Source organism: Pseudovibrio sp. Ad5, assembly GCF_001623095.1.
GTDB lineage: Bacteria > Pseudomonadota > Alphaproteobacteria > Rhizobiales > Stappiaceae > Pseudovibrio.
Map to the genome: position 1 here is coordinate 41,160 of NZ_LMCH01000004.1, position 26,179 is coordinate 67,338.

Sequence of the window (26,179 nt, forward strand, 5' to 3'; positions counted from 1 at the left end):
TATGGCTAACTTGAAAATCTCATCCCTCTACAAGTCTTTCGGTGTTGAGAATGTGCTGGATGGTATCAACCTTGATATCCAATCCGGTGAGTTCCTCGTCTTGCTCGGGCCATCCGGCTGCGGAAAATCCACACTCCTGCGCATCATGGCAGGGCTGGAAGACGAAAGCGCGGGCGATATCGCCATTGAAGGCAAGTCCATCGCACACCTACCGCCATCGAAGCGTGAGATCGCCATGGTCTTTCAGACCTACGCGCTCTACCCGCATTTAAGTGTGCGGGGAAACATGGAGCTGGTCCTCAAGCAGGCAGGGTACTCAAAGGCAGAAATCAAGGATCGCGTTGCTGAAAGTGCACGTGCGCTGGAGCTGGACGCCTTGATGGACCGAAAGCCCTCTCAGCTCTCAGGTGGACAGCGCCAACGTGTTGCAATTGGCCGTGCGATTGTGAGAGATCCCAAGATTTTCCTGTTTGATGAACCTCTCTCAAATCTGGATGCAGCATTGCGGGGGCAAGTGCGGTTGGAAATCGCGCGCCTTCATCAACGCCTGTCAGCAACCATGGTGTATGTGACCCACGATCAGGTCGAGGCTATGACACTGGCAGATCGTATCGTGGTTCTGAATGACGGCGAGGTCCAGCAGGTCGGCACACCGCGAGATCTTTATGAGCGCCCAGCAAACCTGTTCGTGGCCAGTTTCATCGGCTCGCCCAATATGAATTTTTTGCAGCTGGAAAAACTGAGTGAAAACAGTGCGCAGCTTAAGGATGGGACGCTACTCCCTATCTCCAACAATGCCTCGGTCATCCCGACAAATGTCACACTCGGTATCCGTCCGTCTCACGGCATTTTGCACGATGAAGCAGGGGAGAGCTATCTGAAGGCAGAAGTCTTACTGGAAGAGTATCTGGGGGACACCACTTACGTGCATGTTGAGTTGGAAACTGGAGAACAAATGGTTGTTCGCGAAGACCCGGAGATAACGCGCCGAGCTGGTGACCAGGTCTACGTGGAGCTGGCATTGTCGGGCGTACATCTCTTCAATGCTGATACGGGCAAGCGGATGGACGTCAGCATCTCTGAACAGGAAACTGCTTAGGGTATAAACTGAGGGAACATGCAAATTTCCCTCAGTTCTCATCAATCTGCGGTTTGTAGTCAAACTCGATGAACTGCAGAAACTTGCGCAAGATATCGGTTTCATAGTTCTTTCTGTAAATTGCACAAAGGTCTGCCGGAATGTCTTCCTTCAAGCGAATGAAACGCACATTCTTGGATTTCTGACTACGAAAACAGTCGCTAACCAAAGCAATCGCCTGACCGGAAGCAACCAGCGCTAACAAGGTACTTGGCTCCTGAACCTCAAAAGCGGCTTTGGGGTAGAAGCCCTGATCCTTACATCTTGCAATCAAAAATGGCGTTGAGTTGGACATGCTCCGGTCCAAAACAGCCATTTCCTCATCTTTTAGCTCTTCCAGTCCCACCACCCTGCGATCCTTGAGAGGGTGCGTGCTAGGCACTGCCAGTGTAAGGTTTTCTCTCACCAATACTTTTGAGTTTAAGGCTGGCTCATTGAGTGTATCGCCATAGCGGCAGATACCCAGATCAATGATGCCGCCATCCAGCGCTTCCTTCTGTTGATTGGGCGCCAACTCGGTAAAATTCAGAGAACAATCCGGATGCTTGCTCTTGAAATCCGAGAGCAGGTTCGCAAATCCATCCAGAAAGGCGCTGCTCACCATCCCGATGCTGAGGGTCGAGTTTTCCGCACGTCCCTGCCGCTGGGTGTTGGTGATGGCGTAATCCAACGTATTGAAAATCTGCTCGCACTCACGTTTCAGCACGCGCCCCGCAGCAGTCAGAGAAACATTTCGTGAGTCACGCTGAAAGAGAGAAAGACCGAGGGCAACCTCCAACTCTTTGATTTGTATGGACATAGGTGACTTAGAAATATGCAGCTCTTCCGCCGCACGCCCAAAGTGTCCACTTACTGACACTTGATGGAAGTAACGCAGCATTCGCAAAGTAATGCGGCCTGATGTGATTAGATCGTGCATGAACTTGTTTTGTTATTCTTATTTTGTTCTAGGTTGTAGCTCTTAAAGTTCTACTATTTTTATTCTATATGTTCTGTAAGAACTATAATCTACGAAATAATCCGTATATGGCGTGGTTTTCTACGTAATATTTTCTAGTTTGTTTCGAACTTCGAAACGATTGATATATTTAAAAAACTTAATAATTGTCTCTCAGGCAACTAGGTTGCCCTCACCAAAGGGAATTAAATAAAAGGTGAGGCAAACTATGCAATCGGGTCAGTTCACATTCGCACCTACGCAAGGTGAGTGTACTGCGCCTGTCGTATGCCGCACTTTCACAGAGACTGATGGCTCGTATGCACGAACTCCCACCGTGTGTATATCCTTAGCACTGACAATTCCTGATGAAGCACTAGAAGGTTCTACAATCGCAGGTGTTTTGCATTGTTTTTCAATGACAAAGCATTTGTTGGATGCGGGTGGCCATCTCAACTGTCCACGTGAAGGTGGGTACGGTTAGTCGCCTTCCGGCGCTTCAAATTTCTCCCCAACCATAATCAACAACTTACCTCAGAGCCTCTGGGAGGAGCTCCTAATGTTCGCAACAGGTTTTCTTGGCATCGCTACACTGATTGTTATTGCTGTATTGGTTTCAACCAATCGCAAGGCGATCAATCTCCGCACCGTAGGTGGTGCGCTGGCTCTACAGATTGGTATCGGCGCTTTCGTGCTCTACGTTCCAGCTGGCCGTGCTATTCTTCATGCAATGTCAAAGGGCATTTCCGGTGTGATCGACAGTGGTCGTTCCGGCGTTAACTTCCTTTTCGGCAACCTCACCAATGGTTCACTTTCTGAAACCGTTGGCTTCGTGTTTGCCTTCAACGTGCTTTGCCTCGTTATTTTCTTCTCCGCTCTGATTGCAGTTCTGTACCACCTCGGTGTTATGCAGGTCGTCATTCGTGTCATCGGCGGTGGCATGGCAAGACTGCTCGGTACGTCTCAGGCAGAATCCATGTCTGCGGTTTCCAACGTTTTTGTTGGTCAGACAGAAGCTCCACTGGTTGTGAAGCCTTACATGCCTAAGATGTCTGATAGTGAGTTCTTCGCTATCATGTGCGGTGGTATGGCGTCTGTTGCTGGTACCGTTCTCGGCGGCTACGCGCTGATGGGTGTTAAGATCGAATTCCTGCTCGCAGCATCCTTCATGGCTGCACCAGGCGGTTTGCTCTTCGCAAAACTCATCATGCCTGAAACCAAAGAAGCGGATTACACTGTCGATATAAGCGCTGACTTTGGTGACGAGAAGCCAGAAAACGTATTGGCTGCTGCTGGTCAGGGTGCAATGAATGGTCTTCAGCTTGCTGGCGCGATCGGTGCAAACCTTGTTGCAATGATCGGTCTCATCACTCTGGTGAATTTGATCCTCGGCGGCGTTGGTGATCTGGCTGGCTTCAGCCTGTCTCTGGAAATGATCCTCGGCTGGATCTTCGCTCCAATCGCTTACCTGCTGGGTGTTCCAATGGCTGACATCGGTGTCGCAGGTTCTTTGATCGGTAAAAAACTGGTCGTCAACGAATTCGTGGCATATCTCGATCTGAAGAACTACCTCGTAGATGCCACTGCAATCGACATGGGCCTGCCTGTCATTCAGGAAAAGACCAAGGCAATCGTTTCCTTCGCTCTCTGCGGCTTCGCGAACATCTCTTCCATGGGTATTCTTATCGGTGGTCTGGGTGTTCTGGCTCCAAACCGCATGAACTTCATCGCGAAGTATGGTCCTCGCACTCTGTTGGCAGCAACCTGCTCCAACCTTATGAGCGCAGCGATCGCGGGTATCTTTATCTCCTTGGCAATGTAAGAGAGTTTTCTTCCTTAATCTCTGAATTGCCTGCGACGGGGGGAGCATTGCTCCCCCCGTTTCTATTTGCTCTAGAAAAACAGGCCGCGCTACGTTGGGGGTGAACGCACACCTGCATCACAGGAATGAAGCGTTAGCTGCTAACGCCTTCTTCAATAACGTCTCGTGAGCCTTGCGGAGGCATTTCCGGGAAAGCTGGAAGCTTCGGATTAATCTCATCCCAGGACGGCGCTCTGCTGGAATACACGTTTACTTGAGGTTCGATGACCTCCGGCTGATCAACAGCAGATGCGCGCACAAAGATCAGATCTGTCATGGATGAGTTGAGTGAGTAAACAGCACTTCCGCAGGTTGGGCAAAAGCCCCGTGTGACCACGTTTCCACTGTCAGCTGGTTTGTCGAAGAATGTGAGCTCCCCAGTCACTTCCACCGCTTCTTTGAGCAGGGCTGCATGAGTACAGTGCCCTGTTCCTGATGACTTGCGACAATCATCACAGTGGCAATGTGCGGTCATCTGCGGCTTCATTGTTGATTTCAGCTGTACATTCCCGCAAAGGCAGGACCCTGTAAAAGCGCTTTCCATGATACTATCCTTAGTCAGTGTTGAGAGATGACTTAGTGACTTGCGAATTGCAAGTCACTATTCACAATAGGAGAGATTGGCGGTATGTCAACCGAAAACCGTTCCGGCTGCCCGATCGCGAATACGCTGGATATAGTGGGAGACCGTTGGAGCCTCCTGATCCTGCGGGACATGTTCAATGGAAAGAAGATCTTTTCAGAGTTTCTGAGCTCACCGGAGAAGATAACCACGAGCGTTCTGACAGTGCGCCTCAACCAGTTGGAAGCGGCTGGATTGGTGAAAAAGGAGCTCTACCAACCAAACCCAAAACGCTACCAATATCTCTTATCTGAGACGGGTAGGGACATTCTACCTGTACTTCAGGAAATGTGCCGATGGGCCAACAAGCATATGCCGGAAACCTGGATCCCGCCGGAGAGCTTCATGGAAATGAACCCATGAAAAAAGGCTGGACGCGATATCCAGCCTTTCCCAACTTCCAATGATGTCCTGCGGTCAGAATAAAACTGACGGCAGCCATGTCGCAATCTGAGGGAAGAACCAGACCAGCCCCATCCCGACTATCTGCAGCAGGATGTAAGGCAACACCCCTTTGTAGATCATGCCTGTTGTGATCTCAGGAGGTGCTGCCCCGCGCAGGTAAAACAGAGAGAATCCGAACGGCGGTGTCAGGAAGCTGGTTTGCAGGTTGATGGCTATCATTACGGAGAGCCAGATTGGATCAAAGCCCATCATCAGCAGGGTAGGGCCAACGATCGGAAGCAAGATCACCGAGATCTCAACGAAGTCCATGAAAAAGCCCAGTGCGAAGATCAAGGCCATTACAAACAGTAAGGCCCCCATTTCACCGCCTGGCATCGCAGAAATCAGCTCTTCAATACGTGTATCACCACCAAGGCCGCGGAAGATCAGCGAGAACACACTCGCACCAATAATAGTCGCAAAGATCATGGCCGAGATTGAGAGCGTATTGGTCATCACTGGCGCTAACAGCTGAGATCGCCACATGCGCATCACGCTTTGCAGCAGACCACTGATGCCGATGATCAATAGCACAATCGCAACAAACGCCAAGCCCCAGTCCGCAGCTGTCAGCTCGCTCTTTTGCAAGCGAATAGTCGTAAAGCCTGCAAGAGTAATCACTGCCAGCAATGCGATGACGCTTGCTCCGAGCAGGAGGTTGGATTTGCCGTTGCTCAGCCGGAAACCAGCAAGCAGCAAAGCGCCTACAGCACCAACCGCGGCAGCTTCTGTTGGTGTCGCGACACCGCCCAAAATTGAGCCCAGAACAGCAATAATCAGAGCCACAGGCGGAATGAGTACAGACGCAATACGGCGCACTGAAGTTGTGCCCAGCACTTGCTTGTCCATAGCAGGCGCACAGCTAGGCTGAAGATAAGCGCGGACAAGCAAATAGATGATGTAGACACCCACCAACATCAATCCGGGGACCAGCGCTGCAGCAAACGTCTGCCCCACGCTGATTGTCTCAACGGTGAACTTGCCCTCAGCAAACTGAGCCTGCTGATAGGCGTTGGACATCACCTCAGAAAGAATGATCAGAAGCGTTGAAGGAGGGATAATCTGCCCCAAAGTGCCAGCTGTACAAACCGTACCAGCAGCTAGTTTCGGATCGTAGCCATTACGCAGCATAGTTGGCAAAGCAATCAACGCCATCGTCACCACAGTTGCACCCACAATACCAGTGGAAGCTGCGAGCAACCCACCAACGAGCACAACAGAAATACCCAGACCGCCACGAAGAGAACCGAACAACTTGCCCATTTCTTCCAGCAGATCCTCTGCAATGCGGCTGCGTTCAAGCACAAGCCCCATGAAGACAAAGAGCGGGATCGCAATCAGCACATTGTTTGTCATCGTGCCGAAAATGCGCTGCGAAAGCGCACCCAACAGGCCGGTATCAAACGTGCCAGCCAGCGCTCCAAGAATTGCAAAGAGAACGGCCACACCAGCAATTGTGAAAGCAACGGGGTAACCCAGCAAAATCGCAAAGCACAAACCGGCGAACATAAAGATATCGAGAAACTCTATCACAGCTTTGGCTCCTCAACATCAACACCACACAAGAAGAGGCCGTCGCGCAAAATGCCGGAAATACCCTGAATGATCAGAAGGCCGCAAAATGCTGGAATAAGGCTCTTAAGCAAAAAGCTCGCAGGTATACCGCCAACAGAGATCGGCCCCTCTAGGATCTTCCAACTGTTGGAAACGAACGGCCAACTGATCCAGAGCAGCAGCCCGACAGTTGGTAACAGAAAGAGCAAGGCGCCAACCAGATTGATGATGGCTTTGGCCTTGGGTGAGGCCTGCCCATAAAAGATGTCAACGCGCACATGCTTGTCAGCCAGAAGCGTATAGCCCGCGCCAAGCATGAAAACGGCGGCATGCATGTAGAGCATGCCTTCGCCGAGAAAGATGTAGCTGATACCAAACAGATAGCGTAGCAAAACAATCGCAAACTGCAAAAGCAACATAAACAACGCAAACCAACGAATGGTATGGCCAACCATGCGGTTGATAGCGTCGAGTTTCAAGACAACAGAGGTCATCGGTGGAATCCGATCAGGCCAGAGTTTTTTCTTGGCTTTCTAGAGCGCACCTTCGAATAATAGCTATTGGCTTTCGGAGAAAGGAACGCACGAAGCTGAGGAAAGCAGGAGAGCAGCCGGGGTGATGTACCCCGACTGAATATCGAGCTGAAAATTCTGACAAACTGGCAGTTTGCCAGAACACTGCAACTTAACCGTAGTTGATGTCCAGAAGGCGCATATTCATCTGGCCATTATCTGCCAGAGGTTTGTATTCCTTCATGGATTCACGATAAGTGAGGAAGCTCTCTGTGATGCGTTTCACCAGCTCGTCATCATTCTGGCGCAGTTCGCCAATCACTTCACCAGCAGCGTTGCCCATTGCCAGTATAACGTCTTCTGGCATGTTGCGAACCATGACACCTTTTTCCGCAACCAGCATCTTCAATGCCTTAGCATGGTTGGTGGTGTATTCAGTCCAAACATCGTTGTAGAGCGAGGAACACGCAAACGCGACAACCTGCTTCAGGTCATCTGGGAGAGCATTGTAAGCCTCAGAGTTCACAGCACATTCTTCAGCTGAAGATGGCTCACCCACACCCGGGAAGTAATAGTTCTTGGCAACCTGATAGAAGCCCAGAGCAGAGTCCGTCCAGGGGCCGATAAACTCACCGGCATCCAGCGTTCCCGTCTGAAGCGCCTGGAACATGTCGCGGCCACCCATTGCCTGAACAGCCATGCCCATCTTGGTGCACATCTCAGAAGCAAGACCAGTGGTACGGAAGCGTAGACCTTTCAGGTCCTCAGCCGAGTTGATTTCGGTGCGGAACCAACCAGCTGCTTGTGGGCCTGAGTTGCCACACAGGAACGGCTTCAGGTTAAAGCGGGCATACATCTCATCATAGAGAGCCTGACCACCGCCATGTGCCATCCAGCCGTACTGCTCATCTGCGGTCAAACCGAATGGCTGAGAACCAAACAGCAGGAAGCCTTTGGACTTGGAGCCCCAGTATGCAGGGACAGAGTGGTAAAGTTCAGCAGTTCCCTCCGATACTGCATCAAACACACCACGGCCCGGAACCAGCTCACCAGCTGCATAGAGTTTCACCTCAATGCGGCCACCAGAAAGCATGGTAATACGGTCTGCAAGCATCTGCGCTGCAACGCCAGGACCCGGAAGGTTCTTTGGCCACGAGGTAACCATCTTCCATTTGATCTTGTCGGAAGCAACAGCCGGAGCTGCCAAAGCAGAAGCAGCGGCGACGCCAGTTGCGGCAACACCTGCACCCTTAAGAAAATCACGTCTTTTCATAATTTTTCCCCTCAAAAATTAGAATAACAAGGGGCCGCGAACTGCGGTCCCTCATCGTTTTTTGTTTAAAGTCTGGAGTGCCAGAATACGCGGCTAGACCAGTTTGCCCGGAAATGGAGGAACTGACTCAATCAGGAAAGGTTTGTGCTCCCGAGTCAGTTACTTACCTAGAGATGGTAAGTTCAAACCATTCTCCTTGGCGCAATCAATTGCCAATTGGTAGCCTGCGTCCGCATGGCGCATGACACCTGTCGCGGGGTCATTCCACAGCACACGGCCAACACGCTCATCAGCTTCTTTCGTCCCATCACAACAAATCACCATGCCGGAATGCTGGGAAAAGCCCATGCCAACACCACCGCCATGGTGCAGAGACACCCATGTTGCGCCAGAAGCAGTGTTCAACAGCGCATTAAGCAGCGGCCAGTCAGAAACAGCATCAGAGCCATCCATCATGGATTCCGTTTCACGATTTGGCGACGCAACAGAGCCGGAATCCAGATGATCGCGGCCAATCACAACCGGTGCCTTTAGCTCACCGTTGCGGACCATTTCGTTGAATGCAAGACCGAGACGATGACGCTGACCCAGACCAACCCAGCAGATACGTGCTGGCAGCCCTTGGAAGGAAATACGCTCCCGCGCCATGTCCAGCCAGTTATGAAGGTGCGGATCATCAGGAATGAGTTCCTTCACCTTCTGGTCTGTCTTGTAGATGTCCTCGGGATCACCAGAAAGCGCTGCCCAACGGAACGGGCCAACACCTTTACAGAACAACGGACGAATGTAGGCAGGGACAAAGCCCGGGAAGTCGAAGGCGTTCTCTAAGCCTTCTTCAAATGCCATCTGACGGATGTTGTTGCCGTAATCAACTGTTGGAACACCGCGTTCATGGAAGTCCAGCATCGCTTTCACATGCACTTTCATGGAGGCACGTGCGGCCTTCTCAACGGCCTTAGGATCGCTCTCGCGCTTTTCCTTCCACTGCGCCATGGTCCAGCCCTGCGGAAGATAGCCATTGATCGGATCATGAGCAGAAGTTTGGTCAGTCACAATGTCTGGACGAACGCCCCGCTCAACCAGCTCTGCGAAGATGTCAGCTGCATTACCGAGCAGGCCAACGGATTTAGCCTCACCAGCTGCAGTCCAGCGCTCAATCATCTCCAGCGCTTCATCAAGCGTCTTGGCTTTCTCATCGACGTATTTGGTGCGCAGACGGAAATCTATGCTGTCTTCGTTACACTCAACGGCCAGACAAGACGCACCAGCCATGACTGCTGCAAGCGGCTGAGCACCACCCATACCGCCAAGACCACCAGTCAGGATCCACTTGCCTTTCAGATCTCCACCATAGTGCTGACGACCTGCCTCAACAAAGGTCTCGTATGTACCCTGAACAATGCCCTGGGAGCCAATGTAAATCCACGAACCAGCAGTCATCTGGCCGTACATTGCCAGACCTTTCTTATCCAGCTCGTTAAAGTGATCCCAGTTTGCCCAATGCGGTACAAGGTTGGAGTTAGCGATCAAAACACGTGGTGCATTCTCATGCGTGCGGAACACACCAACCGGCTTGCCGGACTGAACCAGCAAGGTTTCATCAGCTTCCAGTTTTTTGAGGCTATCGACAATGGTGTCGAAGTCTTTCCATGTGCGCGCAGCACGGCCAATGCCACCATACACCACCAGTTCATGCGGGTTTTCAGCCACATCAGGGTGCAGGTTGTTCATTAGCATGCGCAACGGTGCTTCCGTCAGCCAGCTCTTGGCATTCAACTCTGGCCCGGTTGGTGGAAAGATATCGCGCGTATTCTTGCGAGGGTCTTGAGTGAGCGTATCGGTCATTGTCGGCTCCGTTAGCGACTTGTACTGGCGTTTGAAAATGCCCCTGCAAGGGCCTGCGCTTCTAACTGAGTAAGAATGGATTTGAGAGTGGCGCGCGTCTTGTCCGCGCGCTCTGGAGCGTAAGCCCACGGGCTCTGCTCAAACATGTAGGCCCGCTGGGCTGTCTCCATCTGAATGGCATGCATGCCAGTCTCGGGCTTGCCATAATGGCGTGTAGTCCAGCCGCCTTTAAAGCGGGCATTGACCACCGTTTCCACGCTGTCATCCTGCCGGCAAGCATCAATGGTGATCTGCTCAATCATCGGAGCACAGGTCTGCCCGACATTACTGCCAATGTTGAAGACTGGTAGTTCACCTTCAAACAGAAACGGGATGTTGGAGCGGATGGAATGGCAGTCGTAAAGAACAGCAACACCAAACCTCTGCCGCACACGGTCCAGCTCTTCTGCAATCGCCTCATGATACAGTGCGTGGAACTTAGCGCGGCGCTCTTCAACTTCATCCTCAGATGGCTCTTGCCCGTCACGGTAAATCGGGCGTCCGTCAAAGTCAGTCAGCGGGCAAAGAGTGGTCGTGTTCTGCCCCGGATAAAGCGAGACACCTGCAGGGTCGCGATTGGCATCAATCACATAGCGATGCACCGGTGTTTGGATTACACTCATGTTTTCCAGTAGGCCATCATAAAGACGATTGATGTGCCAGTCCGTATCGGCCAGTGCTTGTCCCACTGTGTTGAATCTGTCCCAGATGTTTAAAGGCACATCAGTGCCCCCATGCGGCTGAGCCAGCACAATCGGGCTGTCGCCTCGTTTGATCAGGGGGGAGAAGGAATAAGTCAATCAGGCCTCCTCTAACTTGAAAAACTGAGCTTTGCTGGCAGCATCAAAAATTCGACCAGAAGCAACAAGTTCAGCCGCTTTTTCCAAATCCGGCGCCATGTAGCGATCATCTTCCAGTTCTTCCACCTCAGTCCGTACGGCTGCGATAACTTCCTGCAAGATTGGGCTGGTTTTGAGCGGAACGCGGAATTCAATGCCCTGAGCGGCCATCAGCAGTTCAATGCCGATGATCTGGGAAAGGTTCGCATTCATATCAATCAAACGCCGCGCCGCATGGGTTGCCATGGAAACATGGTCTTCCTGATTGGCACTGGTCGGCGTTGAATCTACGGAGCAAGGTGCCGCACGCTGTTTGTTCTCGCTGTAAAGGGCAGCAGAGGTCACGTCCGCGATCATAAAGCCGGAGTTGAGGCCCGGATTTGGTGTCAGGAACGGCGGCAGACCATAGTTCAGCGCTGGATCAACCAGCGTAGCAATCCGGCGCTGCGAGATTGCGCCGATCTCGGAAATGGCGAGAGCGGTCTGGTCAGCAGCAAACGCAACCGGTTCAGCATGGAAATTGCCGCCGGAAACAATGGAGCCGTCTTTGAAAACAAGCGGGTTATCAGTCACTGCATTGGCTTCAATCTCAAGCGTATAAGCAACCTGAGCAAGAAGCCCCAGTACAGCGCCCATCACCTGAGGTTGACAGCGCAGGCAGTACGGATCTTGCACGCGCTCATCATCCTCGCGGTGGCTTTCTCTGATCGCTGAGCCAGACATCAGCTCGCGAATGGTCGCGGCGGCAGAAATCTGGCCTTTATGACCGCGCAGCTCTTGGATCTCTGGGCGGAACGGGGCGCCAGAGCCCATCAACGCATCAACGGACATAGCACCGGTAATCAACGCAGTCTTCGCAAGACGATGTGCTTGGAACAGACCCGCAAGAGCAAGCGCAGTTGAAACCTGCGTGCCATTGATCAGCGCAAGACCTTCCTTCGCTGCTAGCTGAATAGTCGGAATACCAGCCAACTGCATTGCTTCTTTGCCAGAAACACGCACACCGCCAAAGAAGGCCTCTCCTTCACCGAGCATCACAGCTGCAACGTGAGAAAGCGGAGCCAGGTCGCCGGAAGCGCCGACGCTTCCCTGACCCGGAACCACTGGCACAACATTGTGCGCCAGCATCTGCTCAAGACACTCAATCAACTCCCACCGCACACCGGATGCGCCGCGACCCAGCGAGGCGAGTTTTAGCACAATCACCAAACGCACAATGTTTTGCGGCAGCACATCACCAACGCCGCAGCAATGCGAAAGAATGAGGTTTCTCTGTAGGGTAGCAGTATCATCGCTAGGGATTTTGACAGAAGCAAGCTTCCCAAATCCCGTATTCACCCCATACACCGGTGTATCGCCCTGTGCCGCTGCATGCACAACAGCAGCAGCCCGTTCAACGCCCTCTTTGCAAGAGCGGTCCAGTTCAACATTGGCCTCGGTGCGATAGATCTTCTGAAGCTGAGAAAGTGCAATTTCTCCCGGTTTTAAAACCAGCTTAGGTTTGGAAGAGACGGTGGGGGAACTAGTCATAAATGCCTCAGTGCTTAATTTGCTTGTGTTTTTGTGATGTCTTTGCCGAGGAAATACAGGCGGTCCAGTGGGTTGAACCCGATCCGGTAGGCCAGTTCGGCTGGCTCCTTAACATCCCAGATCGCAATGTTTGCCTGCTTGCCTGCTTCCAAAGTCCCGCAAGTCTCCGCTTGCCCCAGTGCTTGGGCTGCATTGCGAGTAATCCCAGCCAGCGCTTCCTGCGGTGTCATGCGGAACAAAGTGCACGCCATGTTCATACACAGCAGAAGCGAGGTGAGGGGAGAGGATCCCGGATTGGCATCTGTCGCCAGAGCAATCGGAACACCGGCATCGCGCAATTCCTGAAGAGGAGGATGCTGAGTTTCACGCAGGAAGTAGAATGCGCCCGGCAGCAGAACGGCAACAGTTCCAGCTTCCTTCATGCTCGCAATACCGGCGGCATCCAGATACTCCAGATGATCAGCGGAAAGCGCTTTATGGCTGGCTGCCATAGCCGTGCCACCAAGATTGGAAAGCTGCTCAGAATGAATTTTAACTGGCAGGCCAAGCTCCTGTGCCCGGTCAAATACGAGGCTGACCTGCTCAGGTGAAAACGCAATCCCTTCGCAGAAAGCATCAACCGCATCAGCAAGGTTCTCGGCCTGAACAGCAGGGAGCACTTCATCGCAAACAAAGCTGATATAAGCATCACTGCGTCCTTCATACTCAGGCGGCAACGCATGTGCGCCGAGGAAGGTGGTCAGGACCTTGACTGGCCGAAGTTCACCAATCTTGCGGGCAACTCGCAGCATTTTCAGCTCGGTATTCAGATCCAGCCCATAACCAGACTTAATCTCCAGAAGTGTCACACCCTCCGCCAGCAACGCATCAACGCGTGGCAATGCATCGGCTAACAGGTCTTCTTCGCTGGCAGCGCGCGTTGCAGCAACAGTGGAACGAATACCACCGCCGGCGCGGGCGATCTCTTCATAGGTCGCACCATTCAACCGCATCTCAAACTCACGAGCGCGGGAACCGCCATAGACAATATGCGTGTGGCAATCAACGAGAGACGGTGTTGCGAGGCATCCGCCAAGGTCGGTTTGCGAAGCCTCTTTCCAGTCCTCTGGCAAATCCTGCTCAGGGCCAATCCAACAGATTGTGTCGTCTTCAATGGCAATCGCTGCGCTATGGATCAGGCCATAACCATCCGACTGCTCAGAAAGAGTTGCAGCTGTCAGGTTGGTGAGTACGGTTCTCCCGCTTGTCATGGACCCTCCCGAGATTCCACGTGAATTCACTTCAGTAAAAATCTACATGGAAATCGCTTAATGTCTATACATAAAAAATGTGCAATGTGCGTAATTCTTGAGCCAATGCATCTGAGGAGGCTGAATAAATAGCTAAATTCAGCCATTATTATCATTATATGGTGATATCTTAGAAGAATGATGTGGTTGTGTGAGTTGCATTTATGTATATGCTTATTAATGTAAAAATGATCTGAGCTGATCATCGTTTCACATCAAACCTATTGAGTGAGCAATGAAAACCATCTTTGCAGGGCAGGCTTTACTTCCCACTGGTCTAACTGAAAATGTGCGCTTGCGCTTGGACGACAATGGCACAATCAAAGCCGTTGAGACTGGGGTAAGACCTGAAGGCGAAGAGGTTTCCGGCAAAAGCAGAATGATCTGTCCTGCTCCTGCCAACTTGCATTCACATGCCTTCCAACGCGCAATGGCTGGCATGACAGAAGTGCGCCAAAAGGGAAAAGACAGTTTCTGGACCTGGCGTGAGCTCATGTATCGCTTTTTGGGGCAATTGCGCCCTGAACAAGCTGAGGCAATCGCAGCGCTGGTCTATATGGAGATGTTAGAGGCTGGCTATGCCAGTGTGGGTGAGTTCCACTATCTCCATCATCAACCAGATGGAACACCCTACGACATCCTTGCAGAAATGAGCGATCGCATCTTTGCTGCTGCCAGCCAGACAGGCATCGGCCTCACGCATCTGCCGGTGCTCTATTCCTACGGTGGTGCAGGCGAGCAGCCACTCAGTGGCGGTCAGCTGCGGTTCGGCAATGATCTGGATCGTCATCTGCAGCTCATTGAGCAGGCGTCGAAAACGTTGACTGCCAGTTTACCCGCTGACTGTCAGGTCGGCATCGCACCACATTCACTACGGGCAACCAATCCATCTCAGTTGCGTGAGATTGCTTCCACGTTTGCAGGCAAGCCTGTTCACATCCACATCTCAGAGCAGATGAAGGAAGTGGAAGCCGTTCAGGATTGGCTGGGCGCACGGCCAATCGAATGGTTATTGAGCAATGTTGATGTGCAAGACAACTGGTGCTTTGTGCATGCAACCCACATGACCGCAGAGGAAACGGTGGCCATGGCGAAGGCTGGTGCAGTCGCAGGTCTCTGCCCGATTACGGAGGCGAATCTCGGCGACGGCATCTTTAACGGCCCAACATTCATCGAAGCTGGTGGTGTCTATGGTGTCGGCTCGGACAGTAACCTGCGTATCTCGCTCTCTGAAGAACTGCGCATTCTTGAATACAGCCAACGCCTGCGTGATCAGTCTCGCAATGTCATGTTGTGTGGAGAAGGCTCTGTCGGCACCGCCATGTATCAGGCTTCTGCCAAAGGCGGTGCACAAGCGCTTGGTCGGCGCACTGGTGAGCTGAAGGAAGGTCATCTGGCTGATGTAGTTGCAATCGACACCACTCGCGTTGAGTTTGCAGGCCTGAGACCAGACCAATATCTCGACTATTGGATTTTTGCAGGCGATGACCGTGTCGTGACTGATGTCTGGTCGGCCGGGCGCCACATGGTGAAAGACGGACAGCACATCCACCGTGCAGCTATCACGGCTAAATACAGAGAACAGCTTGCAGTTTTGCTGGAAGCAGCCTAACAACGCCGCAATCAATTCCATATGAAAACGACGGGACAAGCGCTTGCGATCCTATAAGGAAATTAGAGGTATTTTGCAGGAACGGATCACCAGCCAGCAATGGCAGCCAGGTGATTTGTTACCAAGCGAGCAAGCGCTTTCTGAGGAGTTTGGGTGTACCCGATCAACCGTCAACCGCGCGATGCGAGAGCTTGCGGATGCTGGACTGGTCGAACGCCGCCGTAAAGCTGGCACCCGTGTCGTTCAACCGAAATCCCATCCTGCAACTATTTCCATTCCAGTGATCCGACAAGAAATCGAAAACAAGGATCAGTCTTACAAGTACCTGCTACTTGAGCGCCTGGAAGCCTTGCCGCCGGAAGATGTTCGTGCCCAGCTTGGATTGGAGCAAAACGAGAAAGCTCTTTTTCTGAAAAGCTTGCATTATGGTGACGGCATTCCGCAGCAGCTTGACGTGCGCTGGATCAACATTTCTGCATTACCTGAAGCCTCGCAGGAGAGTTTCGCGGATATCGGGCCAAATGAATGGCTGCTACAACGCGTCCCACACCCAAACATTGAGCACGTCTTCCGCGCCGACAAAGCTACAGCTGAGGAGCAACGGCTCCTGCAGCTGCAAGAGTGTGAGCCTGTTTTCACGATTGAGCGTCGCACATGGATTTCAGGGCAGGGCATAACTTACGTGCGTCTTGTGCACCCAGGCAGCCGTTACCGTATGGCAACACGCAGTTCAGCAACCCCCACCTTCAACTAGCGATATCTAGCCAGTATTTTGCTTTTCCTTTTGCTCCAGTTGGGCGAAGTGATCTTCCAACCGGATTTTGCCATAGCACTTCCCAATCATATCCATCCGCATGGCACTCAGGAAAAACTGGATCGGTCCATAAGTTTTTACAGATGTGAATGTCTCCAGCATCCGCTGTAGTGCGATGCTGATCCAATTGGGGAGATGCGTGATCCTGGCTTTCTTGCTCAAGCTCTTAAAGGCGATTTCAGCCAACTCGTTGTGGGTATACTTCACCGGACCACCAACCTCGGCGTAGGCTTGGCCTTCCTCGATAATCTCAAAGCAAGCTGCGGCGAGGTCTGCCCCGTGGATCGGATTGATGCGAAAGTCTCCAGAACCAAACATGTAAACCCGGCCAGATTTCGCCATGCCCCGGAATTCCTCAATATCTGAGAAGTACCCGCTTGGAGAAATAACTGTACTTTTGATTGGAGCGGATTGAAGCACTTCAACAAAGTGCTGTTTGGCGCGCACGAGTTTCACATTCAGCAGTTTACTCGCGTTCAGCACATGGACATACGCAAAATGAGGGACGCTGTTTTCTACTGCGAGATCAAGCAGGTTTTTGTTGGCCTGATAATCCACGTCGTTGTAACTCAAGCCGTCTTTCTGGCGGGTAATACCAAGCGCAGAGACGACAAGGTCAACATCATCCATCAGCCCGATCAAGCTGTTTGGGTGAGTAACTTCCCCCTCAAAAAACTCACTGGCTTCAAGGCCTTTCGTGCGGGCTGCTTGCTCATTGCGCACAAGAGCACGAACGCACCAGCCCTGCCGCTGATAATAGGAGGTGAGATAAGAACCCAGATAGCCGGTTGCGCCTGCAATTACGACGGTCTTCATGACAATTCCTCAAACGATCAGGTGCCGCAAAAGGTCTGCTGCCAATGAAAATACGAGGCGCCGAGTACCTTTTGGGTATTCCGCCCCGGAAGTGCTTGCGTCGAGTAATGGCTCTTCAAAGGCGGGAGGTCTCTAAGTTTGTAGGGGATGAGGTCGCGCAGAAATTTGCTCAAGCAACGCTTATTCCCGCTTTCAAAAATGAGAGCTTCCGCGGATAAAATCAACCGCTATTTGTGCATAGTCAAGGTTTCAGGACAAAGTGGATAAACAAAAAGGGAAGAGCCTTTCAGCTCTCCCCTTCTGGTGTTGAGTGGCCTTTTACTGCAATCAGCCTTTGCCTTGCCATGGAATGAGCAAGCGTTCCAGATATCGCATACCAAGTTCAATGGTGTAACCAATAAGCCCGATGACCATGATTCCGATCACCACCGTATCTGTTTGCAAAAAGTTCTTTGCAATCATGATCATGGAACCGATGCCCTTGTCTGCAGCAACCAGCTCTGCAGCAACAACAGTACCCCAGCAAACACCCATGGCTGTTCTGAGGCCGGTGAAAATCTCCGGCAGTGCATTTGGCAAAATCACATGAAACAAGATCTGTGTGCGAGACGCTCCAAGTGAATAAGCGGCATGCACCTTGGTGATCTTGACGCTGTTCACGCCAGACCGCGCTGCAATGGTCATGATAAACAAGGACGCTAGGAACAGCAGGAAGATCTTTGCGGTCTCATCAATACCAAACCACAGGATAATCAGTGGTATCAGAGCAAGCGGCGGAATTGGGCGCATGAACTCCACGATTGGATCGAATAATCCGCGCGCAATTGAGGATAGGCCCATGGCTAACCCAAGTGGAATGCCAACAAGTGCCCCTAACAGCACGCCTCCAAGGACGCGGAACACCGAAATACCAATGTGATCCCAGAAGGCGACATTACGGAACCCTTCCGAAAGCAGCTTGCCCATCCGGGTAAGAGTTGCATTGACAGACGGCCAGTAGAAGCTCTCCAGCATGCCGAGTGCGCTGGCAATCCCCCAGGCAGATAGTAAAATGACAACAGTCAGGATCGAATAAAACCGACCTGAATTAACCGCGCTGGCATCGCCAAAGCGAACGGTCTTCTGCTGCGTGAAAACATTGTCTTTAAGCCCGAGCCAGACGGAGACTCCTGAAGGCGGTGTATGGTGTTTGCTCATGTTGGCCTCCTATGCTGGTTCAAGTGCTTGGTCGTTGCCCATAATCTCTTCTTCCATGCCCCAAATAAGGGACAGGACTTCCTCACGCGTCTCCACAAATTCATGGGAAGCTTTGATCTGGCGTGGGCTCTCCACCAATCCGCGGTCCGCAAACGGCAGCTCGTACTCACGTAAAATACGGCCTGGGCGAGGGGCCATCACAATAAGCCGCTCCCCAAGGAACAAGGCTTCTTCAACAGAGTGTGTGATGAGAATGATGGTTTTGCGGGTCTCTTTCCAAAGCTTCAACACAAGGCTCTGCATTTTCTCGCGGGTCAAAGCATCCAGCGCACCAAGAGGCTCATCCATCAGGATCACTTCCGGATCATTAGCAAGGCAACGGGCTAAAGCGACGCGTTGCTGCATGCCACCGGAGAGCTGATAGACTGGCTTTTTGCCAAAATCCTGCAAACCGACAATCTGCAAAAGCTCGTCCACTTTGCGTTTGGTCTCCGCCGCAGGTCGCCCTGCCATTTTTGGTCCGAATGCAATGTTTTTTTCAACCGTCATCCATTCAAACAAAGCGCCCTGCTGAAACACCATTCCGCGGTCAGAGCCAGGGCCAGTCACATCCACATTCTCACGGATGATTTTACCCGAGGTGGGGCGAAGAAAGCCTGCAATGATGTTGAGAAGAGTAGTTTTACCGCATCCCGATGGACCAAGAACGGAGACGATTTCACCGTCCTTCACATTCAAATTGACGTTGTTGAGAGCATGGACTTGATCACCGTTGGGAAGGGTGAACACCATAGAGATATTGTCGGCAACTATTCCACTCAAAGCGCTTCTCCCGGTTCTTTGGAAAATGCCTGGTTCGCCCGGTCTTTTTATTGGAAGAATGGCGGGACATTGCCCGCCATTTTCAAAAGTTTTTTATTTAAGATAGCTGGCGTCGACGAACTGGGAGTAATCATCCAGTGCTTCATCAAGCCCGCCAGCAGAAACCATGACATCCGCCACGCCTTTTGCTGCAGCCTGAATGCCACCGCCGAGCCAGTTCTCACTCAACTGCTCTTCATTGCTTGGAAAGCCAAAGTTCGCGATCATTCTCTTTGCAGGCTCAATGTCCATACCCGCAGCACGCGCAATCTTGTCGTACATGGCGTTAGGGTCTGTATTGTAAGCTGTGTTGGCCTGATTGGTGACTTCCATGAACTTCTTCACCAGCTCAGGATGTTCAGCTGCAAAGTCGCTGGTCACGTTCACTACATCAAAGGTATTGATGCCAACGGCCTCCTGCTCTGCACCAGTCATCAGCGGAGTGCCAACCGTTTTCATCCGGTCGAGCGCACCACCAAAGGCGCAGCCCATCGCCACATCACCACGCAAAACAGCAACTGCTGCATCAGCCGGGTTCATTTGCACAAGGTTCACCTTTGCGAGGTCAACGCCCAGATGGTCCAGCGTGCGGATCAGCTTGTAATGGGTGACGTTGCCAATCGGAGTGGCAACCTTCTTGCCTTCCAACTCCTTGGCATTTGCCTTGGTAATACCGGTGTCATTGCGCACAATGCAAAGGTCGTTCTCAGCATAAGTCACGGCGACGCCGACAAGTTTGATTGGAGCACCGGAGGAAACACCAACAACGAAAGGCACGAACCCATTGCTGTACGCAATTTGCACATCACCGGAAACCATGGCCTGAACCATCTCGTTTCCGTTGCCAAACGCCCGCCACTCAACTTCCAGACCCAGCGCTTCATCGTAGGTCTTGTCAATCTGGGCTTCTTGGTTCGCGGTGGGCCATTCCAGAAAATAGGCTACGGTGATTTTATCAAGCGCGTGAGCAGAGCTCATACCAAGGCTCACGACCATACCTGCTGCAAGAGCCAGTTTTCCTGCAAGCTTCTTCAATGCCATCTCTATTCCCCCTCTGCGGTGCTAAGTTCTTATTCCCTCGTTATTTTTACGCGTTCCCTATTCTTGGGACTTCCTTAAACCTAAGCTTTCAGCAATTGAGGACACTATGAAACCGCAGGTCCCGGTAGTGCCAGTTGGTGAAACCCGATGGAACCAGACAGTATTTCTCGACTCGTATTCATTTATAAGTGCCCAATCTGCCAATATTATTCTCTATATCTCTGCGGAAGATTGGGTCGGAGCTTCTCAATAACAGTGATTCTTCTGTATAAATAAACGAAGAATCCTATGTTCATGCTGATGTATATAAGCAATCGCTACTTTTTGTGCTGCGACGCAGCAATTTATCTGCGACCTCCGATAGTAATTCTATGCCCTTTGGAATTTTATCGGTGTGGATTGAAGAAAAGCCAAGACGGAAATAGTTTTTACCTTGGTTCGCATCTGCAAAGAACACGTTCCCCGGTTCAATCAATACGCCCTGCTTCAGCGCCTCTTGAGCAAGAACTGTCGCATCCAATTCAGGTGGCCCGCTCACCCAGAAGGACGATCCACCAAACGCAGAAACCTGCGCCCAGCCAGGAAAGTGCGTTTCCATAGCTTCGCTCAGCGCATTCCAGCGGCTTGAATAGGCATGGTGCAGCTTGCTGATCAACGCATCTTGTGAGCCCTGTGCCAGAAACAACGCAACACTGCGCTGGTTGTTGCCCGGCGGATGGCGGAGCATCAGCCGCCGCATGGCGCGGATTTCCTTGATCACCGGCTTCGGTGCCACAATAAACCCAATCCTCAACCCCGGCATGATGGACTTGGAAAGACTTCCCACATAAAGCACCCGCCCAGATGCATCGACAGACCGCAAAGCAGCGGTCGGTTGCCCGCGATAGTTGGTCTCGTACTCGTAATCATCTTCAATAATCAGAGCGTCGGACTGGGCCGCCCATTCCAGCACCTCGCGACGTCGTTTCATCGTCATCGTGGTGTTGGTGGGGAACTGATGGCTCGGCGTCATATACACCAGCTTTGCATCCCCAAGCATGTCGGCCCGTATGCCTTCCTCATCCACAGGAATGGCCCTAATGTCGGAGCTCCTGAGACGCATGATGTTTCGCACATCGGGATATCCGGGGTCTTCCACTGCAACAGGTGTATCCGGTTTCACAAACAAGTGCGCGATCAGAAACAGAGCATTTTGCGCACCCATCGTCACCAGAATCTCGTCAGATTCGGCAATCACACCGCGCCGGATCAAGATGCGCCGCTGGATCTGTTCAATCAGCATCGGATCATCAGCCGTAAAGCGATCGTCCGTCCAGGCATCCAGCCATTTGATGCTCATTGTCTGACGTACACAATCCCGCCACGCACTGATTGGAAACAGTGTTGGGTCCACCTGACCGTAGATGAACGGGTAGGGATAGCTGTGCCAGTTCTCGGTCTTCAAAATATTGAATTGAGTGGACGGTGTAAGCCGCAACTTAGAAGCCCAATCCACACGATCACCGGGAACTTGTTCCTTGGGCTGGACCCGATCAGGCAGCTGTCCCAGATTCTCAATCACCTCTGGCGACACATAAAACCCGGATCGTTCACGGGTAATCAGATACCCATCCGCCGCCAGTGCCTGATAGGCCAGCATGACCGTGTTACGCGAAACACTCAACCGCTTCGCCAACGCACGCGTTGAAGGAACCGGTGTGTTTTCAGCAAGTTGGCCGGAAAGAATAGCAGAGACGAGCATCTCCCTGATCTGGCTTTGCAGCGTCGTACTGTCATCCCGGTCAACGGAAAACAAGCTGTATCTCATGGCTGGCCCCTCCCTCCAAATCACGAGTGAAGTATCAGCATGAGTTCATCTGGCTCTATGGTCAAGAACAACTGGACCTATCTGACCTATTATTTCGGCGACAAGATATTTCTCACAGTACCTCTGGGGAACTGTTGGCGAATAACTCAGTGTTCTAGGAGAAAGATCGAGATGAGTGTCCTTGCAGAGCCGATTGAACAAGCGAAAACCAATTCTCTTGAGCAACACTGGATGCCGTTTTCCGCAAACAAAGAATTTAAAAGCGCACCGCGTCTCATCATCCGTTCAGAGGGAATGTACCTTTGGAACCAGCATGGTGACAGATTGGTCGATGGCTCTTCCGGGCTGTTCAACGTGCCTGCAGGCCATGCGCGCAAGTCGATTGCGGATGCCGTTCATGCGCAGATGATGCAGAACGGATACACAGCGCCCTTCCAGCTGGGCCAGCCGACATCCTTTGAGTTTGCGGCAAAACTCACCAAAATTATGCCAGAGCCCTTCAATCACGTTTTTTTTGTGAACTCGGGATCGGAGGCCATCGATACTGCGTTGAAAATGGTCATGGCCTATCATCGTGCAAACGGTGATGCACAGCGCACTCGTTTTGTCTCCCGTGAGCGGGCATACCACGGCGTGAATATGGGCGGTGTCTCTTTGGCTGGTATGGTCAAAAACCGCGAAACTTTCCCGGTTGTCATGCCAAACATCGTCATGATGCGCCATACGTGGAACGAGGAAAACGCCTTCACAAGAGGCCAGCCGGAAACCGGTGTGGAACTGGCAAATGATCTGCAACGCTTCTGTGAGACCTACGGCGGTTCCACAATCGCAGCTGTGTTCATTGAACCAGTTGCAGGCTCCACTGGCACGCTCGTCCCGCCAAAAGGTTATCTGGAGCGTGTGCGCCAGATCTGTGATGAGCACGGCATTCTGCTGGTGTTTGATGAAGTAATCACTGGCTTCGGTCGTCTTGGCAAACCGTTTGCAGTGGATGCGTTCAACGTGATGCCAGACATCATCACATTGGCAAAAGCACTCACTAACGGAGCAATCCCGATGGGTGCCGTTGCAGCCTCAGATCAGGTTTATGAAACGATTACGGAAGCAGCGCCAGAAAATGCCATCGAGTTCTTCCATGGCTACACATATTCGGCACACCCAGCAGCCTGTGCAGCAGGTTTGGCAACGTTGAAGATTTATGATGAAGAAGGCCTGTTTGATCGGGCAGCCGAACTGAGCGATTACTTCCTTGATGCGATCTGGTCCCTGCAGGATATCCCGATTGTGAAGGATATCCGAGGCTACGGGCTTATGGGCGGCGTAGAGGTTCACCCGCTTCCCGGCAAGCCGGGCATCCGCGGCAACGAGATGCAAAAGCGATTGTTCTGGAACGGCTGTCACGCCAAATGGACGGGGGACACAGCCATCCTGGCGCCAGCGTTTATTGCAGAGCGAAGTCATGTCGATGAGATCGTAGATGCAATGAGGAAAACGCTCATAGCTGAATAGATCGAAGAAAGTATTGTTTTGAGAAGAGCACATTTGTGCTCTTCTTTTGTTTTTCAAATTGGTTGAGGGGAGGCGATCAATGACGAAGTCTATTCCGCAAAATGCGCGTGTCGTGATCATTGGTGGCGGTATTGCCGGGTGTTCTGTTGCGTATCATCTGGCAAAGTTTGGCTGGCAGGACATCGTGCTGTTGGAGCGCAAGCAGCTCACGTGCGGCACCACCTGGCATGCCGCAGGGCTGATTGCCCAATTACGCGCATCCAAAAACATGACGCGCCTCGCCAAATACTCGCAGGAGCTCTATGGCGATCTGGAAGCAGAAACCGAAATCGCGACAGGTTTTCGCCGCAACGGATCAATCACAGTTGCCTTAACCGAAGAACGCCGCAGTGAAATCCTGCGATCAGCCGCAATGGCGCGGGCGTTTGGGGTGGAAGTGGAAGAGATCACCACCTCAGAACTGTTGGACCGCTACCCCTATGTAAATGCGCAGGATGTAACAGCAGCTGTCTACCTGCCAAAGGATGGGCAGGGTGACCCGGGCAACATTGCATTAGCTCTTGCCAAAGGCGCCCGTCAACGTGGAGCACAGGTGTTTGAAGGTGTCAAAGTCACAGGCATCGCTAAGAAAAATGGAGCGGTCTCGGGAGTCTCTTGGCAGCGAGATGGAAGTGATGAGCAAGGTCATATCGCAGCTGACTATGTGGTCAATTGTGCAGGCATGTGGGCGCATCAACTGGGCAAAATGGCTGGCGTCAACGTGCCGTTACATGCCTGTGAGCATTTCTATATGGTCACAGATAATATCGCTGGCCTCCCACAACTCCCCACGCTGCGCGTGCCGGATGAATGTGCCTACTACAAGGAAGATGCCGGCAAAATCCTGCTGGGCGCGTTTGAGCCAACCGCCAAACCTTGGGGCATGCAGGGCATCTCGGATGATTTCTGTTTTGACCAGTTGCCAGAAGATATCGAGCACTTCGAACCCATTCTGGAACAAGCGGTCAACCGTTTCCCCGAGCTGGCCGTAACTGGCATTCACACCTTCTTCAACGGCCCTGAAAGTTTCACACCGGATGATGCCTATCATCTGGGCGAAGCGCCGGAACTCAAGAACTTCTTTGTCTGTGCTGGCTTCAACTCCATCGGTATTCAATCCGCTGGTGGCGCAGGCATGGCGCTCGCCCATTGGATGGAGCATGGCCATCCACCCTTTGATATTTCCGATGTTGATATCAGGCGTATGCAGCCGTTCATGGGCAACAAAACGTTCCTCTATCAACGTTCGAAAGAAACGCTCGGCCTTCTCTATGCCGATCACTTCCCCTTCCGCCAGAAAGCCACGGCACGCGGTGTCCGTCGCTCTCCGTTGCATGAGCATCTCAAACAAGCTGGCGCAGTCTTCGGTGAAGTTGCAGGCTGGGAGCGCGCTAATTGGTTTGCAAAGCAGGGGCAGGACCCAACCTACAAATACTCTTGGAAGCGCCAAAACTGGTTTGAGAACTCCAAGCGTGAGCACCTCGCCATCCGCAACAATGTCGGCCTCTATGACATGTCCTCCTTCGGCAAAATCCGCGTTGAAGGCCCGGATGCGGAAAGCCTGCTCAATCATATGTGCGGCGGAGACATGTCTGTGCCTGTCGGCAAAATTGTCTACACGCAGTTCCTCAATGAACGTGGTGGTATTGAAGCCGATCTCACCGTCACGCGCCTCTCAGAGACTGCTTATCTACTCGTAACTCCAGCAGCCACTGTTATCCGGGAACTCAGCTGGCTCAATAAGCACAAGGCTGGCGCCAATGTGGTCATCACCGACATTACAGCAGGCGAGGCTACACTGGTGGTGATGGGGCCAAACTCGCGAGAGCTGCTCTCCAAAGTCTCCAATCACGACTGGTCCAACGAAAACCATCCATTCGGAACCATGCAGGAGATCGAACTCGGCATGGGCCTCGCTCGTGCACACCGTGTTTCCTATGTGGGAGAGCTTGGCTGGGAGCTGTACGTCTCAACCGACATGGCCGCCCATGCCTATGAGACACTCGTGGAAGGAGGCGCCGATATCGACCTGAAACTCTGCGGTCTCCACGCAATGGATTCCCTGCGCATCGAAAAAGGCTTCCGACATTTCGGTCACGATATCACCGAGGAAGATCACGTTGTTGAAGCTGGCCTCGGCTTTGCTGTCAGCACCAAAAAACCATCCTTCATCGGCAGAGATGCGGTCTTACGTAAGAAGGAAGAAGGCCTCTCATCCCGCATGCTGCAGTTCAAGCTGAAAGATTCAGAACCGCTTCTGCATCACAACGAACCAGTCCTGCGCGATGGTGAGATCGTCGGTTACCTCACCTCCGGCAACTACGGCCACACTCTGGGCGGTGCCATTGGCCTTGGCTACGTGCCGTGCAAAGGCGAAGCAATCAAAGACATGCTCGCCTCCAGCTACCAGATCGACGTGGAAGGCACCCTGTGCGACGCAGAAGCATCCTTCAAGCCAATGTACGACCCCAAAAGCCTCCGCATGCGGGGACTGGAAGAGCTGGAAGACGCATAATTTAAGCCAACACCTCGCACGGCCTGCGAGGTGTTGTTCTAATCTGATGTTTGTGACGCCATTTCCCTAATCAGCAGACGCTTTA

The 26,179-nt window shown here is 52.3% G+C and carries 21 protein-coding genes; 7 read left to right on the forward strand and 14 right to left on the reverse strand.

Annotated elements, in window-relative coordinates; genetic code table 11:
- Position 1: 1 nt before the first annotated feature.
- A complete protein-coding gene (locus tag PsAD5_RS02280; protein WP_063290936.1) occupies positions 2-1,099 on the forward strand; it encodes an ABC transporter ATP-binding protein in 1,098 nt (365 codons plus the stop codon).
- Between the two features lie 31 nt (positions 1,100-1,130).
- Here the strand turns inward: PsAD5_RS02280 and PsAD5_RS02285 are convergent, their stop codons facing one another.
- Complete coding sequence (locus tag PsAD5_RS02285) at positions 1,131-2,057, reverse strand: LysR substrate-binding domain-containing protein (protein WP_063290937.1); 927 nt, start codon at positions 2,055-2,057, stop codon at positions 1,131-1,133.
- 577 nt (positions 2,058-2,634) lie between these two features.
- Here PsAD5_RS02285 and PsAD5_RS02290 point away from each other — a divergent pair.
- Complete coding sequence (locus PsAD5_RS02290) at positions 2,635-3,897, forward strand: NupC/NupG family nucleoside CNT transporter (protein ID WP_063290938.1); 1,263 nt, start codon at positions 2,635-2,637, stop codon at positions 3,895-3,897.
- A 133-nt stretch (positions 3,898-4,030) separates the two neighbouring features.
- Here the strand turns inward: PsAD5_RS02290 and PsAD5_RS02295 are convergent, their stop codons facing one another.
- Positions 4,031-4,480, reverse strand: coding sequence for a GFA family protein (locus tag PsAD5_RS02295; RefSeq protein WP_063290939.1), 450 nt, complete (start codon positions 4,478-4,480; stop codon positions 4,031-4,033).
- Positions 4,481-4,564: 84 nt separating this feature from the next.
- Here PsAD5_RS02295 and PsAD5_RS02300 point away from each other — a divergent pair, with 84 nt between their 5' ends.
- A complete protein-coding gene (locus PsAD5_RS02300) occupies positions 4,565-4,921 on the forward strand; it encodes a winged helix-turn-helix transcriptional regulator (RefSeq protein ID WP_057464141.1) in 357 nt (118 codons plus the stop codon).
- A 54-nt stretch (positions 4,922-4,975) separates the two neighbouring features.
- Here PsAD5_RS02300 and PsAD5_RS02305 read toward each other — a convergent pair whose 3' ends face one another.
- The 7 genes from PsAD5_RS02305 to hutI form a co-directional block, all read right to left on the reverse strand.
- Complete coding sequence (locus PsAD5_RS02305) at positions 4,976-6,535, reverse strand: TRAP transporter large permease (protein ID WP_084405893.1); 1,560 nt, start codon at positions 6,533-6,535, stop codon at positions 4,976-4,978.
- Positions 6,532-7,050, reverse strand: coding sequence for a TRAP transporter small permease subunit (locus PsAD5_RS02310; RefSeq protein WP_063290940.1), 519 nt, complete (start codon positions 7,048-7,050; stop codon positions 6,532-6,534). The genes PsAD5_RS02305 and PsAD5_RS02310 overlap by 4 nt, the downstream gene beginning before the upstream one ends.
- A gap of 190 nt (positions 7,051-7,240) precedes the next feature.
- Positions 7,241-8,341, reverse strand: coding sequence for a TRAP transporter substrate-binding protein (locus PsAD5_RS02315; RefSeq protein WP_057464101.1), 1,101 nt, complete (start codon positions 8,339-8,341; stop codon positions 7,241-7,243).
- Between the two features lie 159 nt (positions 8,342-8,500).
- Positions 8,501-10,186: a urocanate hydratase gene (hutU, locus tag PsAD5_RS02320; protein ID WP_063290941.1), complete on the reverse strand. Its 1,686-nt coding sequence runs from the start codon at positions 10,184-10,186 to the stop codon at positions 8,501-8,503.
- 11 nt (positions 10,187-10,197) lie between these two features.
- The gene (hutG, locus tag PsAD5_RS02325) at positions 10,198-11,025 is read right to left on the reverse strand and encodes an N-formylglutamate deformylase (protein ID WP_084405894.1); all 828 of its coding nucleotides are present in this window, start codon (positions 11,023-11,025) and stop codon (positions 10,198-10,200) included.
- Positions 11,026-12,594, reverse strand: coding sequence for a histidine ammonia-lyase (gene hutH, locus PsAD5_RS02330; RefSeq protein ID WP_063290942.1), 1,569 nt, complete (start codon positions 12,592-12,594; stop codon positions 11,026-11,028).
- 14 nt (positions 12,595-12,608) lie between these two features.
- On the reverse strand, positions 12,609-13,844 hold the full coding sequence (gene hutI, locus PsAD5_RS02335) for an imidazolonepropionase (protein WP_063290943.1): 1,236 nt from the start codon (positions 13,842-13,844) through the stop codon (positions 12,609-12,611).
- A 274-nt stretch (positions 13,845-14,118) separates the two neighbouring features.
- Here hutI and PsAD5_RS02340 point away from each other — a divergent pair, with 274 nt between their 5' ends.
- The gene (locus PsAD5_RS02340; RefSeq protein WP_063290944.1) at positions 14,119-15,495 is read left to right on the forward strand and encodes a formimidoylglutamate deiminase; all 1,377 of its coding nucleotides are present in this window, start codon (positions 14,119-14,121) and stop codon (positions 15,493-15,495) included.
- A gap of 43 nt (positions 15,496-15,538) precedes the next feature.
- Positions 15,539-16,249 (forward strand): UTRA domain-containing protein, encoded by a 711-nt coding sequence (locus PsAD5_RS02345; RefSeq protein ID WP_063290945.1) that lies wholly within the window; start codon positions 15,539-15,541, stop codon positions 16,247-16,249.
- 6 nt (positions 16,250-16,255) lie between these two features.
- Here PsAD5_RS02345 and PsAD5_RS02350 read toward each other — a convergent pair whose 3' ends face one another.
- From PsAD5_RS02350 to pdxR, 5 genes are all read right to left on the reverse strand, one after another.
- The gene (locus PsAD5_RS02350; RefSeq protein ID WP_063290946.1) at positions 16,256-17,125 is read right to left on the reverse strand and encodes an SDR family oxidoreductase; all 870 of its coding nucleotides are present in this window, start codon (positions 17,123-17,125) and stop codon (positions 16,256-16,258) included.
- A gap of 327 nt (positions 17,126-17,452) precedes the next feature.
- Complete coding sequence (locus PsAD5_RS02355; protein ID WP_063290947.1) at positions 17,453-18,322, reverse strand: ABC transporter permease; 870 nt, start codon at positions 18,320-18,322, stop codon at positions 17,453-17,455.
- Positions 18,323-18,331: 9 nt separating this feature from the next.
- Positions 18,332-19,114 carry a taurine ABC transporter ATP-binding protein gene (locus PsAD5_RS02360; RefSeq protein ID WP_057464093.1) on the reverse strand — a complete coding sequence of 261 codons (783 nt, stop codon included), beginning with the start codon at positions 19,112-19,114 and terminating at the stop codon, positions 18,332-18,334.
- 123 nt (positions 19,115-19,237) lie between these two features.
- Positions 19,238-20,224: a taurine ABC transporter substrate-binding protein gene (locus tag PsAD5_RS02365; RefSeq protein ID WP_063290948.1), complete on the reverse strand. Its 987-nt coding sequence runs from the start codon at positions 20,222-20,224 to the stop codon at positions 19,238-19,240.
- Positions 20,225-20,516: 292 nt separating this feature from the next.
- Positions 20,517-22,031 (reverse strand): MocR-like pyridoxine biosynthesis transcription factor PdxR, encoded by a 1,515-nt coding sequence (gene pdxR / locus PsAD5_RS02370; protein WP_063290949.1) that lies wholly within the window; start codon positions 22,029-22,031, stop codon positions 20,517-20,519.
- Between the two features lie 171 nt (positions 22,032-22,202).
- Here pdxR and PsAD5_RS02375 point away from each other — a divergent pair, with 171 nt between their 5' ends.
- Positions 22,203-23,540 (forward strand): aminotransferase class III-fold pyridoxal phosphate-dependent enzyme, encoded by a 1,338-nt coding sequence (locus PsAD5_RS02375; protein WP_063290950.1) that lies wholly within the window; start codon positions 22,203-22,205, stop codon positions 23,538-23,540.
- A gap of 79 nt (positions 23,541-23,619) precedes the next feature.
- Positions 23,620-26,094, forward strand: a complete 2,475-nt coding sequence (locus PsAD5_RS02380) for a GcvT family protein (protein ID WP_063290951.1) — start codon at positions 23,620-23,622, stop codon at positions 26,092-26,094.
- Positions 26,095-26,179: the final 85 nt, after the last annotated feature.

Bases quoted from the DNA above. Each gene is read 5' to 3' on its own strand.
- hutH (WP_063290942.1), bottom strand. From the start codon at position 12,594: ATGACTAGTTCCCCCACCGTCTCTTCCAAACCTAAGCTGGTTTTAAAA.
- PsAD5_RS02365 (WP_063290948.1), bottom strand. From the start codon at position 20,224: ATGGCATTGAAGAAGCTTGCAGGAAAACTGGCTCTTGCAGCAGGTATG.
- PsAD5_RS02300 (WP_057464141.1), top strand. From the start codon at position 4,565: ATGTCAACCGAAAACCGTTCCGGCTGCCCGATCGCGAATACGCTGGAT.
- PsAD5_RS02350 (WP_063290946.1), bottom strand. From the start codon at position 17,125: ATGAAGACCGTCGTAATTGCAGGCGCAACCGGCTATCTGGGTTCTTAT.
- PsAD5_RS02340 (WP_063290944.1), top strand. From the start codon at position 14,119: ATGAAAACCATCTTTGCAGGGCAGGCTTTACTTCCCACTGGTCTAACT.
- PsAD5_RS02290 (WP_063290938.1), top strand. From the start codon at position 2,635: ATGTTCGCAACAGGTTTTCTTGGCATCGCTACACTGATTGTTATTGCT.
- PsAD5_RS02380 (WP_063290951.1), top strand. From the start codon at position 23,620: ATGACGAAGTCTATTCCGCAAAATGCGCGTGTCGTGATCATTGGTGGC.
- PsAD5_RS02310 (WP_063290940.1), bottom strand. From the start codon at position 7,050: ATGACCTCTGTTGTCTTGAAACTCGACGCTATCAACCGCATGGTTGGC.
- hutI (WP_063290943.1), bottom strand. From the start codon at position 13,844: ATGACAAGCGGGAGAACCGTACTCACCAACCTGACAGCTGCAACTCTT.
- hutU (WP_063290941.1), bottom strand. From the start codon at position 10,186: ATGACCGATACGCTCACTCAAGACCCTCGCAAGAATACGCGCGATATC.
- PsAD5_RS02285 (WP_063290937.1), bottom strand. From the start codon at position 2,057: ATGCACGATCTAATCACATCAGGCCGCATTACTTTGCGAATGCTGCGT.
- PsAD5_RS02360 (WP_057464093.1), bottom strand. From the start codon at position 19,114: ATGGTGTTCACCCTTCCCAACGGTGATCAAGTCCATGCTCTCAACAAC.
- pdxR (WP_063290949.1), bottom strand. From the start codon at position 22,031: ATGAGATACAGCTTGTTTTCCGTTGACCGGGATGACAGTACGACGCTG.
- PsAD5_RS02295 (WP_063290939.1), bottom strand. From the start codon at position 4,480: ATGGAAAGCGCTTTTACAGGGTCCTGCCTTTGCGGGAATGTACAGCTG.
- PsAD5_RS02315 (WP_057464101.1), bottom strand. From the start codon at position 8,341: ATGAAAAGACGTGATTTTCTTAAGGGTGCAGGTGTTGCCGCAACTGGC.
- PsAD5_RS02375 (WP_063290950.1), top strand. From the start codon at position 22,203: ATGAGTGTCCTTGCAGAGCCGATTGAACAAGCGAAAACCAATTCTCTT.
- PsAD5_RS02280 (WP_063290936.1), top strand. From the start codon at position 2: ATGGCTAACTTGAAAATCTCATCCCTCTACAAGTCTTTCGGTGTTGAG.
- PsAD5_RS02355 (WP_063290947.1), bottom strand. From the start codon at position 18,322: ATGAGCAAACACCATACACCGCCTTCAGGAGTCTCCGTCTGGCTCGGG.